The sequence below is a fragment of the Mucilaginibacter sp. L3T2-6 genome, assembly GCF_030519355.1.
Classification (GTDB): Bacteria; Bacteroidota; Bacteroidia; order Sphingobacteriales; family Sphingobacteriaceae; genus Mucilaginibacter.
This window is the reverse complement of record NZ_JAUMKC010000006.1, coordinates 64,593-81,386: the sequence shown is the minus strand read 5'-3', so window position 1 is coordinate 81,386 and position 16,794 is coordinate 64,593. Positions and strand designations below refer to the sequence as shown.

General features: G+C 43.5%; 12 protein-coding genes and 1 tRNA gene. 3 read left to right on the top strand and 10 right to left on the bottom strand.

The genetic code is table 11. The annotated features are described in order from the left end of the window. Positions 1–10: 10 nt before the first annotated feature. The 9 genes from Q3W13_RS08855 to Q3W13_RS08815 all read right to left on the bottom strand — a co-directional run bounded on the left by Q3W13_RS08855 (position 11) and on the right by Q3W13_RS08815 (position 11,022). Positions 11–700, bottom strand: a complete 690-nt coding sequence (locus Q3W13_RS08855; protein WP_302863022.1) for a hypothetical protein — start codon at positions 698–700, stop codon at positions 11–13. Between the two features lie 219 nt (positions 701–919). Continuing rightward, positions 920–2,929 carry a M1 family metallopeptidase gene (locus Q3W13_RS08850; protein ID WP_302863020.1) on the bottom strand — a complete coding sequence of 670 codons (2,010 nt, stop codon included), beginning with the start codon at positions 2,927–2,929 and terminating at the stop codon, positions 920–922. A gap of 404 nt (positions 2,930–3,333) precedes the next feature. Continuing rightward, complete coding sequence (locus Q3W13_RS08845; RefSeq protein WP_302863018.1) at positions 3,334–3,681, bottom strand: Spx/MgsR family RNA polymerase-binding regulatory protein; 348 nt, start codon at positions 3,679–3,681, stop codon at positions 3,334–3,336. Positions 3,682–3,692: 11 nt separating this feature from the next. After that, positions 3,693–6,122 (bottom strand): TonB-dependent receptor, encoded by a 2,430-nt coding sequence (locus tag Q3W13_RS08840; protein WP_302863015.1) that lies wholly within the window; start codon positions 6,120–6,122, stop codon positions 3,693–3,695. A gap of 216 nt (positions 6,123–6,338) precedes the next feature. Further along, entirely contained in the window at positions 6,339–6,902 is a 564-nt protein-coding gene (pth, locus tag Q3W13_RS08835) for an aminoacyl-tRNA hydrolase (RefSeq protein WP_302863279.1), read from the bottom strand. A gap of 187 nt (positions 6,903–7,089) precedes the next feature. Continuing rightward, positions 7,090–7,668, bottom strand: a complete 579-nt coding sequence (locus Q3W13_RS08830) for a 50S ribosomal protein L25/general stress protein Ctc (protein WP_302863013.1) — start codon at positions 7,666–7,668, stop codon at positions 7,090–7,092. A gap of 117 nt (positions 7,669–7,785) precedes the next feature. Further along, positions 7,786–8,730, bottom strand: a complete 945-nt coding sequence (locus Q3W13_RS08825; protein ID WP_302863012.1) for a ribose-phosphate pyrophosphokinase — start codon at positions 8,728–8,730, stop codon at positions 7,786–7,788. 118 nt (positions 8,731–8,848) lie between these two features. Further along, positions 8,849–8,919, bottom strand: a tRNA-Gln gene (locus tag Q3W13_RS08820). Between the two features lie 138 nt (positions 8,920–9,057). Continuing rightward, positions 9,058–11,022 (bottom strand): histidine kinase dimerization/phosphoacceptor domain -containing protein, encoded by a 1,965-nt coding sequence (locus Q3W13_RS08815; RefSeq protein WP_302863010.1) that lies wholly within the window; start codon positions 11,020–11,022, stop codon positions 9,058–9,060. Positions 11,023–11,861: 839 nt separating this feature from the next. On the opposite strand from Q3W13_RS08815, the gene Q3W13_RS08810 reads away from it, so the two are divergent. From Q3W13_RS08810 to Q3W13_RS08800, 3 genes are all read left to right on the top strand, one after another. Then, positions 11,862–12,605 (top strand): LytTR family DNA-binding domain-containing protein, encoded by a 744-nt coding sequence (locus Q3W13_RS08810; protein ID WP_302863008.1) that lies wholly within the window; start codon positions 11,862–11,864, stop codon positions 12,603–12,605. Between the two features lie 197 nt (positions 12,606–12,802). Continuing rightward, entirely contained in the window at positions 12,803–13,891 is a 1,089-nt protein-coding gene (locus tag Q3W13_RS08805) for an acyltransferase family protein (RefSeq protein WP_302863005.1), read from the top strand. A 199-nt stretch (positions 13,892–14,090) separates the two neighbouring features. Further along, on the top strand, positions 14,091–15,047 hold the full coding sequence (locus tag Q3W13_RS08800; RefSeq protein ID WP_302863003.1) for an acetyl-CoA carboxylase carboxyltransferase subunit alpha: 957 nt from the start codon (positions 14,091–14,093) through the stop codon (positions 15,045–15,047). Positions 15,048–15,182: 135 nt separating this feature from the next. Here Q3W13_RS08800 and Q3W13_RS08795 read toward each other — a convergent pair whose 3' ends face one another. Further along, positions 15,183–16,652 (bottom strand): glycoside hydrolase family 30 protein, encoded by a 1,470-nt coding sequence (locus tag Q3W13_RS08795; protein WP_302863002.1) that lies wholly within the window; start codon positions 16,650–16,652, stop codon positions 15,183–15,185. Positions 16,653–16,794: the final 142 nt, after the last annotated feature.

The window sequence follows — 16,794 nt, the reverse complement described above, 5'->3', positions numbered from 1 at the left end:
TAACCAGTTACTAATTAACTGCTGGCGTTACCAACTTCTGCGGTTTACGCTTTTCAGGCGGTAAGGCTTCAAACTTTTTATAGCTGTCATTTATATAAACCGCCAGCGAAACGTTATTGTTCCCTTTAATAAACTCATAGGTTGGCCGGTACATCAGCATAAAATCGTCCAGGTCCTCGCCTTTTAATGGTACTATGCTGCCAACGTATGCCCTGGTAAATACGGCATCGACTTTGCGCTCTTCTTCCTCCCGCCTAAAGAATTTCTTAAGCCGGCGGGCGCGCCTCGCCTCTTTGCCGAACCAGGTAGTTGGCGACAGGATATAAAGCTTACTTTTTGTATAAACCTCGGGGTATTCCTTATGCGGATCGAAAGCCTTGCGGGTCGAGCTGATCTTCACCTCACGTAAAGCTATCGTTTGTGTCACCAATCGAATTTTTTTGGGGTTCATGTCAATCAGGTATAACGTATCCGAAACATATCCCGGCGCTTCAAATATCAGCGTATTGCCGGTTTCAGCCTTAATAGAAAAATTACCTTGTTTATCGCTGAGACCTAATTGCTTGTTATTAATATTGCGTACAAAAACATCAGGAAGCCTGGTACCGCCGGAACTTTCATAAACTGTACCCTTTAAAAGCTCCTGGGCATTCGCTGTTCCAGCCATCAGCAGCAACAGCAAAATCAAAATAGTTCTCATTTTCATGGCAGATGAATTACAGCGTTAAAATAAATCTATTTTACCGGATAAAACCTATTGTATAAACTTTTTACACAGGCTTGCAAAAACCTACCAAATATTGCTCCAAAAGCTTTTAAAATGCATATAGCCCGACAAAAGCCGGGCTATATTTCTAATGTTATCAAAGAAGTCCATCAACCGGTCTCTAACCTCCGGTCTCTGATTAACAATCTCTAACTACTGTTTTTTCCAAACGTTGTTTGATTCGTTAATGTCAGGGAAAACGTGATCGGGGTCGTAAGTAACAGATTCAAGAGGCTCAGTTGAGTTATATCTCAATCTCCATGATTTATTACGCTCCCAAATTTCTACAGGCAGCTTTACGCGGTCGGTTTTGCCACTAACGGTTTTAATTTCAAGTATCACCGGCATCACCTGTTTTTCAAGGTTGTCGATAGTGATAATCGCGCCTTTGGCTGGGTCGTTATCCACGTAGTCGACACTGCGGATGCCTACGTCCAGCTTCCAGTTATTCTGGAACCAGCCTTTCCAGAACCATTGCAGGCTTTCGCCCGATACATTTTCCATGGTACGGAAGAAATCATCAGGTGTCGGATGCTTAAATGCCCAGCGCTCAACATAAGTTCTGAAGGCACGGTCGAAACGCTCCGGGCCGAGCACCTGCTCACGCAGCAATACCAAACCAGCACTTGGTTTAAAATATTCATTTAATCCCTTCAGGTTTTCTGCAAAGTTATCGGCCTGGCTCATTATCGGCTCAAATCCGTCGTGAGTTAATGCGTTTGCCATTTTATGCAGGTCAGTGGGCTTTTTGGAAGCATATTCGCCTTTATTAAAATCTTCTGTAGAAAGCGTATTGATGAAAGTGTTAAAGCCTTCGTCCATCCAGCCATGCAATCTTTCATTCGAGCCAACTATCATCGGAAACCAGGTATGGCCAAATTCGTGGTCGTTAACTCCCCAAAGGCTTCCTTTTTTAGCCTTATACCCGCAGAACACTATACCCGGATATTCCATGCCGCCAACTATACCGGCAACGGCGGTGGCAGCAGGATAAGGGAATTCAAACCATTTTTTCGAGTTATATTCAAGGGATTTCTTTACGTACTCGGTTGAGCGGCCCCAGGCATCCTGGCCATCGCTTTCAACAGGGTAAGCTGATATAGCTATAGATTTTTTTCCGCTTGGCAAATCCATTTTAGCAGCATCGATAATAAATGCCGCCGATGACGCCCACGATGCGTCACGTGCATTCTTTATCTTAAAGTGCCAGGTCAGCATTTTTTTACCGGCCGGGCGCGATGCAGGGTCGGTAACTTCGCTTGCCGAGCGGATCACTACAGTTTTCTCGCTTTTAGCCGCCTCGGCCCAACGTTTCAACTGGGTTGGGGTATACACTTCCTGCGGGTTAACCAGTTCGCCCGATCCCACTACAATATGGTTTGCAGGCGCAGTGATGCTAAAGTCAAAATCACCGTACTCCAGGTAGAACTCGCCTGCGCCAAGGTAAGGCAAAGTGTTCCAGCCCATAACATCGTCATATACACACATACGTGGGTACCATTGCGCTATCTGGAATATCTTGCCATTTTTTGTTTCCTGTATACCCGTACGGTCTGAACCATAATCAGGCTCAATAAAGCTATATTCAATTTTCAACTTTACCTTGCCCCCTGCCGCAGCAACCGCGGTAGGTAAAAATACCTGCATACGCGTGTCAGTCACTTCGTATTTAAGGTCAGTTGCTGCACCTTTTTCACCGATAAGTTTTATCGATTTTATTTTAAAGCCTGCATCAAATATTTGTCCGCGGCCCCAGTCGCGGCTGCTTTTAACATTTCCGCGTAAAGGCACTACGGCAAAGCCCCTTGATTCTTGCTTAAACATGTTTTGCTCCATGTTCATCCACAGGAAGCCCAGCTTTTGCGGGCTGTTGTTGGTGTAAGTCAGCACTTCAGAGCCGGTGATCTCGTTTGTCTGATCATTCAGTGTTGCCGCTAACTGGTAGTCGGCGCGGTTTTGCCAATACTTAGGGCCCGGCTCACCATCGGCCGCGCGGTACTCGTTACCATTTTTAGTGTAAAAAGCAAAGCCAAAAGTCTCGTGGTTATCATAATTGGTAGCCGGCGCTGCAGATGCGGTTGCCGGAGCGGTCTGCTGCGCCTGGCTAATGCCGGAAACAGCCATTAAAGCCAGTGTAAAACCGGCTAATAGTTTTAATTTCATTTTGGGTCAGTTTATTAAAGCAAGTATACTACAAATTGGGGAATGCTTAATAAAGTAAATTGATTGTTACCTAAGCATTAACGTATTGCGGCTAAAAATCACCCTTTTAGGGGGAGAGATTGGCGTGAGCGCCCGCGTCCTGGTGCAGCAAGCAAAGGTTTACAGGTACTTTACAGATTTTAGCTGTAACCTTCATATAAAACATTGATAATAAACCAATTAAAGGGTTACAGGCGCTTAAAACTGTAAAGGGGCGTCAATTCGCGCTATCTCCTTCATTTTGTGATAGTTAACTAAAAAAGACTAATCTCGGATATCGAACGAAGATTGCCGGATACCGAAGTAAATGCTTCGGTGTCCGGCATTAAAATGCATTTATTTGGTATTAAAATCCCGCCTATCCCTCACTTAATCAGTTCCTGCTCATACACACCCTCGTCAAAACCAAAATAAAGGAAATCGCCATCTTCTATCACGGGGCGCTTAATCATGCTGGTTTTCTGCTGCAGCAGGTTCAGGGCGTCGGCTTTAGATTTAATGCTGTCTTTTACCGCCGGGTCAAGCTGCTTCCAGGTAAGGCCCTGCTTGTTCAGGAACTTTTCATAGCCCGCCTTAGCGTCCCATTCATTCAATTTCTCAGGGCTTACGCCCAGCTTTTTAAAATCGTGAAACTCGTAATCAACATGATGAGCTTTCAGCCAGTCGAGCGCTTTCTTTACCGTATTGCAATTAGTTATTCCGTAAACTTTCATACGCAAATATATTACTTTCCGGTTGCCGGTTTTTCAGCGCCATTGGTATCGTCGTTATTAATACCATGTCGATTCTTCTTTATCTCAGAACTTAACTTACCAAAACGGTAGCTAAAGCCGAAGTTGAACGATCTTGTAGGACTTTCTGAAATGCTATGCTGGTGAAATGCAGGGTCGTTTGTTTCACTTTTAAAAGTACGGTAATGCATGGTCGGGTTACTTACATTCAAAAAGATGGTACCTTTTTTCTTGAGGATGTCTTTTGAGGTGCTGACACCAGTCCAGACAAACGAACTTGACTGCCCTTGTAATGAGATATACGCGCTGTTAAACCCTGCGTTTACGCCGGCCCGCCAGGTATCGTTAAATTTATATCCCGCATAGGCAAATACATTGCCTTGCAAACCTTTATTACTGTAAAACTGGCTGCCTATAACGCCATGCAGCCAGATGTTTGATAGCTGCGCGTTCAGGTTAAAATTCAATTTTTTAGTAACAGGATAATTAATACCGGCATTCAATCCCAATACCCTGTTGCTTCCTACATTTTGATAAGTAGTGAACGATGTGTCAGAGCCGCGCAGGGTCGTAACGTTTTGAATCGTATTGTCTGAGAATCCGTAAGATAAACCAAGATTAACGGAACCTTTTGAAAAGTGGCTGTAATTTAGTTCGAAGTTGTGGTTAAGCACCGGCCTTAAAGCAGGGTTACCCGACGAAATAAAGTTGGGGTTTGATGTATTGACAAACGGGTTTAGCTGGTAAACATTGGGGCGCTGTATCCTGTTGGTAAAGCCGAAGGTAAAGCTCGTTCCGTTTTTAAGCTTGCGCTGTAAGGATACCGACGGTATCAGATTCGTATAATTCTGGTCTAAATCAGTAGCTCCCGGAACGTTAATGTCCGTATTTTCTAAACGTATACCCCCCTTAATGCCCCAGCCATTCAAATTATACTGGTAAGTATTGTACAAACTATAAACATCCTGGTTATAAATAAACAGGTCAGAGTTTCTTGGATCTGTTACATATACACCGGTTGAATCGACAAAACTGCTTGTCTCAAAATCACTGGAGCCGTGTCTTAAAATAGCTTTAACCCCGCCTTCAATGGTCAGGTTTTTTAGCGGATGCACATAATCGGCCTGAATCGTTTGTTCGCGTACACCGGCGTCATTCACCTGCATATAGCTTGGGCGGGTATAATTAAACCGTTCTGTTATATCGCTCATGTTAAGCGAATTGTTTGGGGAGTTTGAGTATTTATAGCTAAAGGTCAGCAAACGGTCTTTGTTGCCCTTAAATCCTAACTGATAGTTAATGCCAAAATCCATGCCTCTCCATCTCGAATTGTTGCTGTTGCTGATACGATAGCTTTGTATTGGCGTTGTTGTACCGCCGGCAAATTCATTGGCTACCTGGCTGCCATCGGTGTAAAAATGGCCATTATTAAAATCGATGCTGCCGGTTATGAGGTTTAAGCTGTCAATCTCATAGCTTAACTCGGTGCTGCTGTATAAAAAATGACCGTGATTTCTGCTGCTTGAATTTTGATCAAGGTCTGTCGGGTTATCGCCAAATGTTTGCAGCTGGTACGACGATGTGCTTGCCTGGCCGATACGTTTATTGTACCCTGTGTAGTTGGATATCCCCAGTTTGCCGCGTTTTACGTTAAGCGATATGCCGCCGCCCGGTCCGTATAATGTATTGTCGCGCAGGTTGATGCTGCCATTATAACCCTGATCTATCTTTTTATTGGTTATAATATTAATAATGCCCGTTAACCCTTCGGCATCATACTTCGCCGGAGGAGTTGTGATCACCTCGATTTTCTGAATGCTGCTGGCCGGCATCGATTTAAATACATCCGACGGATTATTGGCCACCAGTGATGATGGTTTGCCGTTGATCAGTATTTTATAACTGCTACCGCCTTTTAACTGGATATTATCGCTTGCATCAACCGTTACCAGCGGTACTTTGCGCAGCATATCCAGCACATTTTGGGTTTTAGTTTCAGGGTCGGCCTGTACATCATAGCTAATTCGGTCGATTTCTTGCTTTACGATTGGCTTTACGGCAGTTACTGAAACCTCTTTTAATGCATTTCTTGCAGGCGAAAGCAATACTTTACCAACATTCACTACGGCAATATCACCAGAAATCGCCACCGTTTTAGGCATATACCCCACCGATGCAATTGTTAACAGGTACGATTTACCTCTCGCCACCTCCAGCTCAAGGGTGCCATCATCTTTGGTAAGCCCACCCATCACCGATTTTTTTGTAGATGCATCCAGCAAAGCAACTGTGGCCCAGCCAACCGGCTGGTTGGTGGCAGAGTCTATAGCTGTACCTTTAACAGTTAATAATTGCGACGCAGTTTGGGCCGATACCATGGCCGACAGGCAACAGCACATGGCCATCAGTAAAAGTCGTTTCATCCGGGGATTATAGTCAGTTTGAGGCGCGAAAATAGGCAGCGTAAATTCATTAAAAAAATGCTTTCACTGAAATTGTATAGCATTTTAGTTACGTAACGCTAATGTTACCTTATCGCGATAAAGATCAAGGAAAAACAGTCCTTAAAACCAAAGAAACGCCCTTTTGGAATGAATACGGGTTTGGTCATAAGTTTTCTATCCTGCTGTGGGGCCATGTTATTTGTTGTTATACCTGGTCATAGTAAGCTCGGCGCCAACTGCTGCGAAGCTTTTTATCATCTCTATCGAGCGGTCGATGAGTTCAGGAAGCGCAGGCTGCTCATCTTTATTAAAGGCGTCGAGTACATAATTCACCTGCTTGCCTTTAGGAAAGTCGTCGCCTACCCCGAAACGCAGCCGCGCATAATTACTGTGGCCTAAAGTAGCCTCTATGTGCCGCAAGCCGTTATGCCCGGCAGCGCTGCCCTTGGGTTTAAGGCGTAGCGTGCCAAATGGCAATGCAATATCATCAACAATCACCAAAACATTTTCTACCGGCACTTTAAGCTGCTGCATCCAGTAGCTAACGGCCTTGCCGCTCAGGTTCATGTAGGTGGTAGGCTTGATCAGGTACAGCGCACGGGCTTTATGCGTCATTTCGGCATAATACGCCAGCCGCATATTGTAGAATTTTGCGTTTTCCTGCTTCGCCATTTCATCCAGCACCATAAAGCCAATGTTATGCCGGGTGTCGGCATACTCCGGTCCTATATTTCCTAATCCTACTATCAGATATTTCATATCAAGTCCATAGTCCATAGTCCATAGCCCATAGTCTTTCAGATTATGGATTACGCCTGGATCCAAATAAAATGCGAAGATAATAAATGCAAAACAGCGATAAGCATAAACCTATCGCTGTTGTCTAATCAGTGAAACCACTCTTCAAAAATCGATGAAATCAATTTTATCCGGTGAAATTCCAAAATTACTTCTTGCCTGCTTCCTGCTCTGCCTGGCGCAATGCACGCGAAGTAGTTACCGAAACAATGGTATCTTCCTTAGCATTCAGGATAGTCAGGTTATCGAATTTTATTTCGCCAACTTTTACCGATTTACCAACTTCCAGGCTTTCGATGCTTACTTCAATGCTGTCCAGGTGGTCTTTTGGTAAAGCTTTAACGCGCAGTTTCCTTAATTTCTGAACCAGTTTACCACCCACTTTAACACCTGGAGAAGTACCGGTTAATTTAACAGGGATCTCGATAGTGATCGGCTTTTTCTCGTCCAGCAACAAGAAGTCGATGTGGATAATTTGTTCGGTCAGCGGATGAAACTGAATGTCTTTAATAATAGCCTGTGATTTTGTACCGGCAATATCTAAGTCGATGAAATGAACAACCGGTGTGTAAACTACGGCTTTCAAATCAGCTGCGGACACAAAAAAGTGGGTTTGTGTAGCACCACCATACAGAACTGCAGGCACTTTGCCTTCATAACGCAGCTCCTTTGCGTCTCTTTTCCCTACGTTCTCCCTTGGAGAACCGCTAATAGCAAATGATTTCATTTTTTATTTATTTGTTTTGTTTAAAAGACCATAGTCAATTGTACATCGACCATAGTTTTATCTTGCTCCAATTTCAAATTCGTCTAATGGACTACCGGCCATGGACTATGGACTTCTCTATTCTACTTTAAACAACTGGCTGATCGAGCCATGTTCGTTTACATTCATTATGGCCCTTGCAAACAGTTCAGCAGTGCTTAACACACGTATTTTGCTGCTTTGCTGTTTAAGGGGGATTGTATCCGTAACGATCAACTCCGTTAATACCGAATTTTCAATAGTTTCGTATGCCTTGCCCGATAGTATCGGGTGGGTACATACCGCGCGTACCGTATTGGCGCCGCGCTCCATAATCAAAGCTGCAGCTTTAGCCAGTGTACCGGCAGTATCACACATATCATCAATCAGCACTATATCCTGGTCTGTTACATCGCCAATCAGCGTCATCGATTCAATTTCGTTGGCACGTTTACGGCGTTTATCGCAAATTACTACCTCTGCATTAAAAAACTTGGCAAAGGTACGCGCCCTGTATGAGCCACCCATATCCGGCGATGCAATTGTCAGCGCTTTCAGATTCAGGCTTTTTATATAAGGTACAAATATTATCGATGCGTCGAGGTGGTCAACCGGGATATCAAAAAAGCCCTGTATCTGCGCAGCGTGCAGATCCATGGTCATAATGCGGTTGATGCCTGCGGCAACCAGCAGGTTAGCCACAAGCTTAGCGCCTATGGGTACACGCGGTTTATCTTTCCTGTCCTGGCGCGCCAGTCCGAAATAAGGGATAACAGCCGTTACATAATGTGCTGAAGCACGGCGGGCCGCATCGATCATCATCAGCAGCTCCATCAGGTTATCGGTCGGCGGGTTGGTGCTTTGTATTAGAAATACGTCGCAGCCGCGTACCGATTCGTTAAAATGGGGCTGAAATTCGCCGTCGCTGAAACGCGAAACCTCAACCTCTCCCAACTCGCGGCCATAAGATGCCGCAACCTTTTCAGCCAGCTCGGTTGTAGCTGAACCTGCAAATAACTTAACGGGGTTAAATTGTAAGGGCATTTTTCTCTATTTCGGAATTCGGAACTGCTTTACAACACACTAATAAAAAATTCGGATTTCGATATCCTTCAGACAATAAATCCGAAATTGAACATCCGAAATCCGAAATCTCTACTTGTTGCCCGACCAGGATTCGAACCTAGACAAACGGTACCAAAAACCGTCGTACTACCATTATACTATCAGGCAATCTCCTTTGGTTTGTTATCCATCCCGAAAAGGAATGCAAATATAGGACGTTTTTTTTGTTCTCAAAAAGGTTTTTGAAAAAAGTGTACGGGGCGCTTTATTGGCTAATCTGCGGCCTCCGGTCTCTGATCACCAGCTTTAAATGCTGATCTCCATTTGGTAAAAAACACCAGGGTCGCTTTTTACCACCAGTGTTGAATTTAATTGCCGGGCCATCAGGTTGACAAGTTTCAGGCCGAACGAAGGCGCTTTGTCTTTATTCCCCGGCTTAAGGCCTACGCCGTTATCGCCGAGCGTCAGCAATATTTTCGATTTTTCAATCAATTGCAGCGCCAGGTGTATTTCGCCGCCCCCTTTGCCGTTAAAAGCATACTTAAACGAATTGGTGGTCAACTCGTTTGCTATCAAACCAATCGCGACCGCTTTATCGGCCTCCAGCATAATATTGCTTACCTCTATTCTCAAATTAATTTCCGTTTGCCCGTAGCCGCCAAAGGAATCTTTAATGTGATTCAGCAATTTGGTGAGGTAATCGTTCATCTCAATTTTCGTAGTCGTATTATCTAGGTAAAGCCTGGAGTGGATCAGGTTCATCGAAGTAAGGCGGGCCTCGTTTTCGCGCAGGGCAGCCTTGGTATTTTCGTCGCTCAGGTTATCAATCTGCATGCTGAAGAGCCCCTGCAATATCTGCAGGTTGTTTTTAACCCGGTGGTGCAAATCGCGCATCAGTGTTTGTATGCGCTCGTTGGCCTTATTCTTCTTGCGGAAGTTATTATAAGCGATAACGAACAGTATGGCCAGTAAAATTGCAGCAAAAGCCAGTACTATAATGTATTTGGTTTGCTGGGTGACGATACGGCGCTGGAGCTCGCTTTTTACTTTAAAAGCGTCCCGGTCTTTTTCCGCCTGGACAGTTTTATATTTTGTCTCCATCTCAGTGATGGATTTATCGCGTGCGGAGTTAAAGATAGTATCCTTTAAATCGTTCTTGATGTCTGCGTACAGCAAAGCGTTTTTGTAATCACCGGTCTGTTTATATATCTTATATTTAATAGTGTATGCATGTAACAATAACTCCGGGACCTTTTCCTTTTTTGCAGTATCAATGGTGACGTTAATAGCAGATAAAGCCTGTGCGTATTTTTTTTGAGCAAGATAAATTTCCGCCAGATCAGCATTGCCGCGTGCCAATTCATCCCCCATTTTGTAGTTTGCGGCAATATGCTGTGCACGTGAAATATATTTTTCAGCCTTTTTAATTTCACCTTTCATCCGCCAAGCTGAACCAAGATTCTGTAATGTAAGCACAAGTTCACTCGAATCTTTGTCGTCTTGAATAATGGCTAAACTTTTTGAGAGGTAGTATATAGACGAATCAATTTTTTTATGCTTGTAAAAAAGGTAGCCGATATTGTTCAATGATGTCGATATCTCACTTTTTTTCCCAACGCTGATCGTTAATGCCAGCGCTTTTTTGTTGTATTCTAATGCCTTATCAAAGTTATTTAATTCATTAAAACAAACAGCGATTGACTGGAAGGCATAGGACAAATATTCTGTGTTTTTTAATCTATCAAAAATATCTATCGCACGCATATAATAACCGACAGCGTCAGAGTATCGCGACAACTTTCTCTTACTTACACCAATACTTAAATATGCGTTCCCCAAGGCGAGTTGCTTGTTTGCTTTTTTGTACTCATTCGCCGCTTTATTATATTTTTCAATAGCGCTTGCAAATGCACCCACTCCATAATCCGCATTACCCATGTAAAGCCAGGAATTGCCTTTAAAAGAATCGATGTTATATTTTTCGGCAGCCAGCAAAGCATTTTTTGCATAAACCTTAGTGCTGTCGTAATCTCTTTTATCCCCATACAATTCAGCAATAAAATTCAGACTTTTAATGACCGCAGTATGGTCGCCAGTTTTAGTGGCAGTGGCAAATGCCTGTTTTGCCAAATTAATCGCTATATGATAATCAGTTTTTGATGCCGCTCTTTTTAATAAAGTATCGGCGTTCTGGCTAAAAGAGGGCAAAGTGTTAATTAGCAGCAAACAAAAACTGGTAAACAACAACGGTCCTTTTTTTAGTGACGGCATGTGGATTAATTAGATTTAGGGCGCGATAATTATTCCTCTAATTTCTAATTTTTAAAATTAATAAAAAAGGCCGCAAAATTGCGGCCCGATATTTATTTTAATCGATCAGGGAGTAGGCGGATTATGAGGACCATTTTTATCACCATTCAACATCGTTGAATCAATAGGTGCAACTTTAATAAGTTGATGAGTAGCAGGAACTACAGAAATGTCTTTTTTACAACCTGCCATTAATACAGCAGCAAATAATATAGCTGCAAAGCATAAAATTATACGCACTTTAGATACCTCCTTTCTGGTTAAGGAGGGCAGGTGGCATTGCGGTAGGGCAGGTTCTGCCCTCTAAATTACCTGCTTGTCCGACAATGTCTTTTCAAAATCTTTGTTAATCACATATCAGTTCATGACGCCGATATTATTTGTTTGAATTTATTACGGCGGCATAAACTGCGGCGGGCAGTTATGCGGGGCACGTACATATCAAAATATGTGATAAGGTTTAGGTGATTTGTTGAGACATTTGAAGTAGCATCAGCTGGACTGTGAAACTTCAATGCTTGGCCTGTCAAACTGATTTGAATATAGGAGCAATATTTGATTCTGACGCTATAAAGTTTACGAATGAGCCATTTTACCTTGTGAATGCGCCATTTTACCTTGTGAATATTTTTGCAGTGGTTGGGCCGACTGGTTAAGCTGGTGCTTATCCCCCATAAGGCTCCGGGTTAAACCCGGAGCCGGACAGGCGTTTATTTGTACTGTTTAAACAGTTTTCAATATTTTTACTTTAAACTAAATAAAACTTATCAACCACCATTAGTTATCATAACTTTGGCTGTATGCTAAGCAGGGTTAAAATTTTAATTGTAGAAGATAATATAATTATTGCCGAGCAGCTAAGAATGATGCTCGAAGGCCTCGGCTATGAAGTACCTGGCATGTTTAGTTCAGGGCTGGATGCTGTAAGGAATTTTACTCCGGGTTATGCCGATATTGTTATTATGGACATTGAATTGGCTGATAACACCAATGGCATCGACACTGCCATCGAACTAAAAAAAATAAGCGACCCGCCGATAATTTTTATAACCAACAATACCGATGAGCGCATCCGCAAAAAAGCCATTTATGAAACCAACGCTATACATTACGTAACAAAACCTTTCACCCGTACAGATATCAGCATAGCCATTGACCTTACCCTTAAACTGGCCGGCGAAAAAGAAACCGCCCTTAAAAAAGAAAATGAGCAACCGTCCTATCTGATGAATGATTCTATATTTATCAAGGAGGGCGCCGGCTTCAAAAAAATAATGACCAGCGACATCCGCTTTCTTCAAGCCGACGGCAGTTACTGCTATCTGCACGTAAGGGACGGGAAAATAATGTTCACAGAAAATTTAAGCTTTCTGGAAGGTAAGCTGGCCTTTGCAAAAAACCTGGTGCGTGTTCACCGCTCTTACATCGTCAACATAAACTACATCACTAAGATCCAGGATAGCCGCCTGTGGATAGACGATGAAGAAATACCTGTTGGCGTTACTTATAAAAAGGACCTGGATAATTTACTGAGGTTTATTTAAACGGTAAAAACCACCTTTCTGAAAAACATCCCGGGGTTGCACTGTTTTGACAGAGATCAACATCCTTATTACAATAAATTACCTCAACGCTACAATCATTATAAAACATTGAGGACTGCATTTTTCCGGATTATTTAATTAGTTTTATTAACACAATTATAATACCGGTCCTCAATAGTAATATTTAGCAATCCCGAATGCAAACCAACTCCGTCTCCAACCGGCTTCTGTCCCTCGATTTCCTTCGCGGCTTTATTATGGTACTGCTGGCTATCGAATCGACCGGCCTGTACGACTACTTATATGAGCACACCCATAACGGTTTTATCAGGCAGTTTACCCATCACCCATGGCACGGGCTGCATTTTTGGGACCTGGTACAACCGGCATTCATGTTTATGGCCGGCGTTGCCATGGCTTTCTCGTTAAATAAGCAATGGAAAAATGGCGTTACCTGGCATCAATCCTTTATAAAAATATTAAAGCGTTGCGGCTGGCTCTTTTTCTGGGGTGTGCTGGATTATGCTGTCCGCCCGAAAGGCTTGTCGTTCGAGCTTTGGGATGTTCTCACACAGTTATCATTTACTACCCTGGTGGCATTTCTTATTTTTAGATGGAGCTCATTAGCACAAATAGGCATTTGCATCGCCTTATTGCTGTTAACCGAAATACTATACCGTTTCACACATATTCCGGGCTTCGACCAGCCGTTTACCGACCAGCACAATTTTGGCAACTATATCGACCTGATATTGATGAACAAAATAAACCAGGGCGGCTGGGTAGCCATTAATTGCATCCCGACTGCGGTGCATACCATTGCCGGGGCGCTGGTAGGCAAGCTGCTATTAAGCAAAAGTAAAAACAAGTTGGGGCGGATGTTGCTTTGGGGCGGCATCTGCCTTATTATTGGCTTCGGGTTGGATTGGCTTAACATTACGCCGGTCATCAAACGCATTGCCACCACCTCATTCACCATAGCGTCACTGGGCTGGTGCCTTTTGTTTTTATCATTAAGCTATTGGTGGATAGACGTCAAATCGCACCGTAAAAACCTGGAGTTTTTTACCATCGTGGGGATGAACTCCTTATTTATTTATCTGTTCTTCGAAATCGTAGGCAGCAGGTGGTTCAATGGGTATGTAACCGCCATATCGAACGGCGTACTGAGCTGGTTTAATGCAGGGGATTTGGTTAAGATGATTATCGGCGCTGCCTGTATTTTCGGGTTGGAGTGGTCGCTTTGTTACTTTTTGTATAAAAAAAGGGTGTTCATCAGGCTGTGAGCGAAAGCAGCGTCAATAAAAAATGCCTTATGCTCCATCAGGCCAGTCTTTCACTAATCGCAACTTTCTCAATAAAATACCGGAAGTTCTGCTTAACTTAGCGCCCCCTATTCAAATGCAAAACAATTGCGTGTTTTTTAACACAATTTGGGTTGAGTTTGACTTATATAAAAGGTTCATCTAACTAATTAATTGTTGAATGAAAATTACTTTTGACTTTGAAAAACCGCTTGCCGAACTGCAGCAGCAGATTGAAAAGGTAAAGCAGGTTGAAGATAAAAACAAGCTCGACATGTCGGCAACTATAGCCGAACTGGAAGGCAAACTCGAAGCCGCAAAAAAAGAGATTTACTCGAATCTCACAGGCTGGCAAAAGGTACAAATTTCCCGTCACCCCGAAAGGCCATATACGTTACAATACCTCGAGCTGATGTGCGACGAGTTTATCGAACTGCATGGCGACCGCACGGTTGGCGACGACAAAGCCATTGTGGGCGGATTTGGTACTATGGGCGGGCAAACAGCCATGTTTATCGGTCATCAAAAAGGCCGCAACACCAAAGAACGGCAGATGCGTAACTTCGGTATGGCCAATCCCGAAGGTTACCGCAAGGCTTTAAGGCTGATGAAGCTTGCCGAAAAATTCAACAAGCCGGTTATTACCTTGATCGATACGCCCGGAGCTTACCCTGGTCTTGAAGCCGAGGAGCGCGGCCAGGGCGAAGCCATTGCACGCAACCTGCTGGAAATGTCTGTCCTGAAAGTGCCTGTTATCTGTGTTATAATCGGCGAAGGCGCATCGGGCGGGGCCTTAGGTATAGGAATTGGCGATAAAGTGCTGATGCTGGATAACTCGTGGTATTCAGTTATCTCTCCGGAGAATTGCTCCACTATCCTTTTCAAAACGTGGGAACAAAAAGAGCGTGCCGCAGAAATGCTGAAGCTTACCAGCACCGAAATGCTGAAAAACAAGCTGATTGACGGTGTAATAAAAGAACCCCTGGGCGGCGCCCACCAGGATCCGGTCGCCATGGCTGCCATATTAAAAAAACAACTACTGAAAGATTTAAAGGCCCTTAACGAACGTAACATCGATGAGCTTGTTGCCGAGCGGATCGATAAATTCTGCAACATGGGTGTAGTGGTTGAAAACTAAGTCATGTTTTAATATAACAAAAAAAGCGGCTGATCGCCGCTTTTTTTGTTTACAGTATTTATAAAAAATTTGTCATTGTGCGAAACGGAATCGCCTCATCGCTCCTCCCCGCAAGGAAAAAATTGGAATACCTGATTAATCCACCACCAGCGTGGCAATGGAATGCGCCAGTGCTTTTGTTTTAGCTGCTTTACCTTTTATCCATAACGAGTACTCGATGTCCTCATCGCCCTTATTCATTACCACAACGGCGAGCTTACCATCAGGGTTGATATAAGCAGTGGTTAACAGTTTGTCCCTGCTGGCTGCGCTTATGATACGTTTTGCGCCGGGGTGAATAAATTTGCTGAAATGCCCCAGGTAATAGTAGGAATTAGTATAAATTAATGTGCCGTTACGCGTATCAGCATGAATCGGCGCAAAACAGAAATTGCCTACATGGTTCGGGCCTCCCTTTTCGTCAAGCAATATGTTCCAGTCCGTCCAACCCACAGTACCGGCGTTAAAGTCATTTATCATCGATAGGCCATAACGTTCACCAAGCGACCAGTCATTCAACCTGTTAAAATCGAATTTCTCTACGCAGCCTTCCGTAAAGATCAGGTTCTTATCTGGAAAGGCTTTGTTTACCAGGCGCGTATTTTCGAAGTTCATCCCTGCCCCGGTCCACGTTTCGTACCAATGGAAGCCGATCCCCCATACGTATTTTGCCGCTTTCGGATCTTCTAAAACGGTGCTGGCCCGCTGGTATAGCAGGTCGCGGTTATGATCCCAAATGATGAGTTTTTTGTTTTGCATACCCGCTTTATATAGCGTAGGGCCCAGGAAATTCTTGATGAAATCGCGCTCTTCTTCGGCTGTGTACAGGCATGATTCCCAGGTTTGCGTAGCCATTGGCTCATTTTGTACCGAAAGACCCCAGATCGGGATGCCTAGCTTCTCGTAGGTTTGAATAAATTTAATATAAAAGTTTGCCCATGGCTGATCGTATTTGGCCAGTAATTTGCCGCCGTGTAAAACATCATTATTGCTCTTCATCCATCCCGGCGGGCTCCATGGCGTAGCAAACAAAGTAAGTTTACCACCAGCCGCTTTGGTAACTTCTTTTATAAATGGTATACGGTATCTTTTATCATGACTAACGTCGAACGATTTCAGGCTTACATCGCCTTCCTTAATATAACTATAGGTATCGCTCGAGAAATCGCTGCTTTGAATTGTTGTTCGGCCAATGGTGTAGCCGATGCCCTTATCCTTGTCATAATAGGCAGTAAGTAACTCTTGCTGTTTATCTTTCGGAAGCTTATAAAACACTTCGGCAGATGCGTCGGTTAAGGCTCCGCCGATACCCAGCATTGTCTGGAACGTTTTTGACGGATCGACAAACACAGCAACTTCAGTCTCAACCGGCTGCGGACTGTCCTTAAAGGTAAGTGTTTCGGTGTGCTGCATCCGGTGATTGGTGCCTTTAGCTGTCAGGTAAACTTTCACCGTTTTCTTAGCAGCCGAATAAACTGCTGATTTTTTTTGAGCTTCCGTCCGTTGAACAGTTAGCAAAATAAGAGCAGCAAAGACATAGCTCAACCTTATGGATTTTCTTTTCATAGTTATTATATCGATAATGGTGATTGGTGCGATGGAATATAATTCCCAAATGTATTAAAGTTAATCGGATATTTACACAAAAAAACCTCATTAATCGGTTGATTTATAGAATATTAAATCAATACCGATACGCTTTAATACC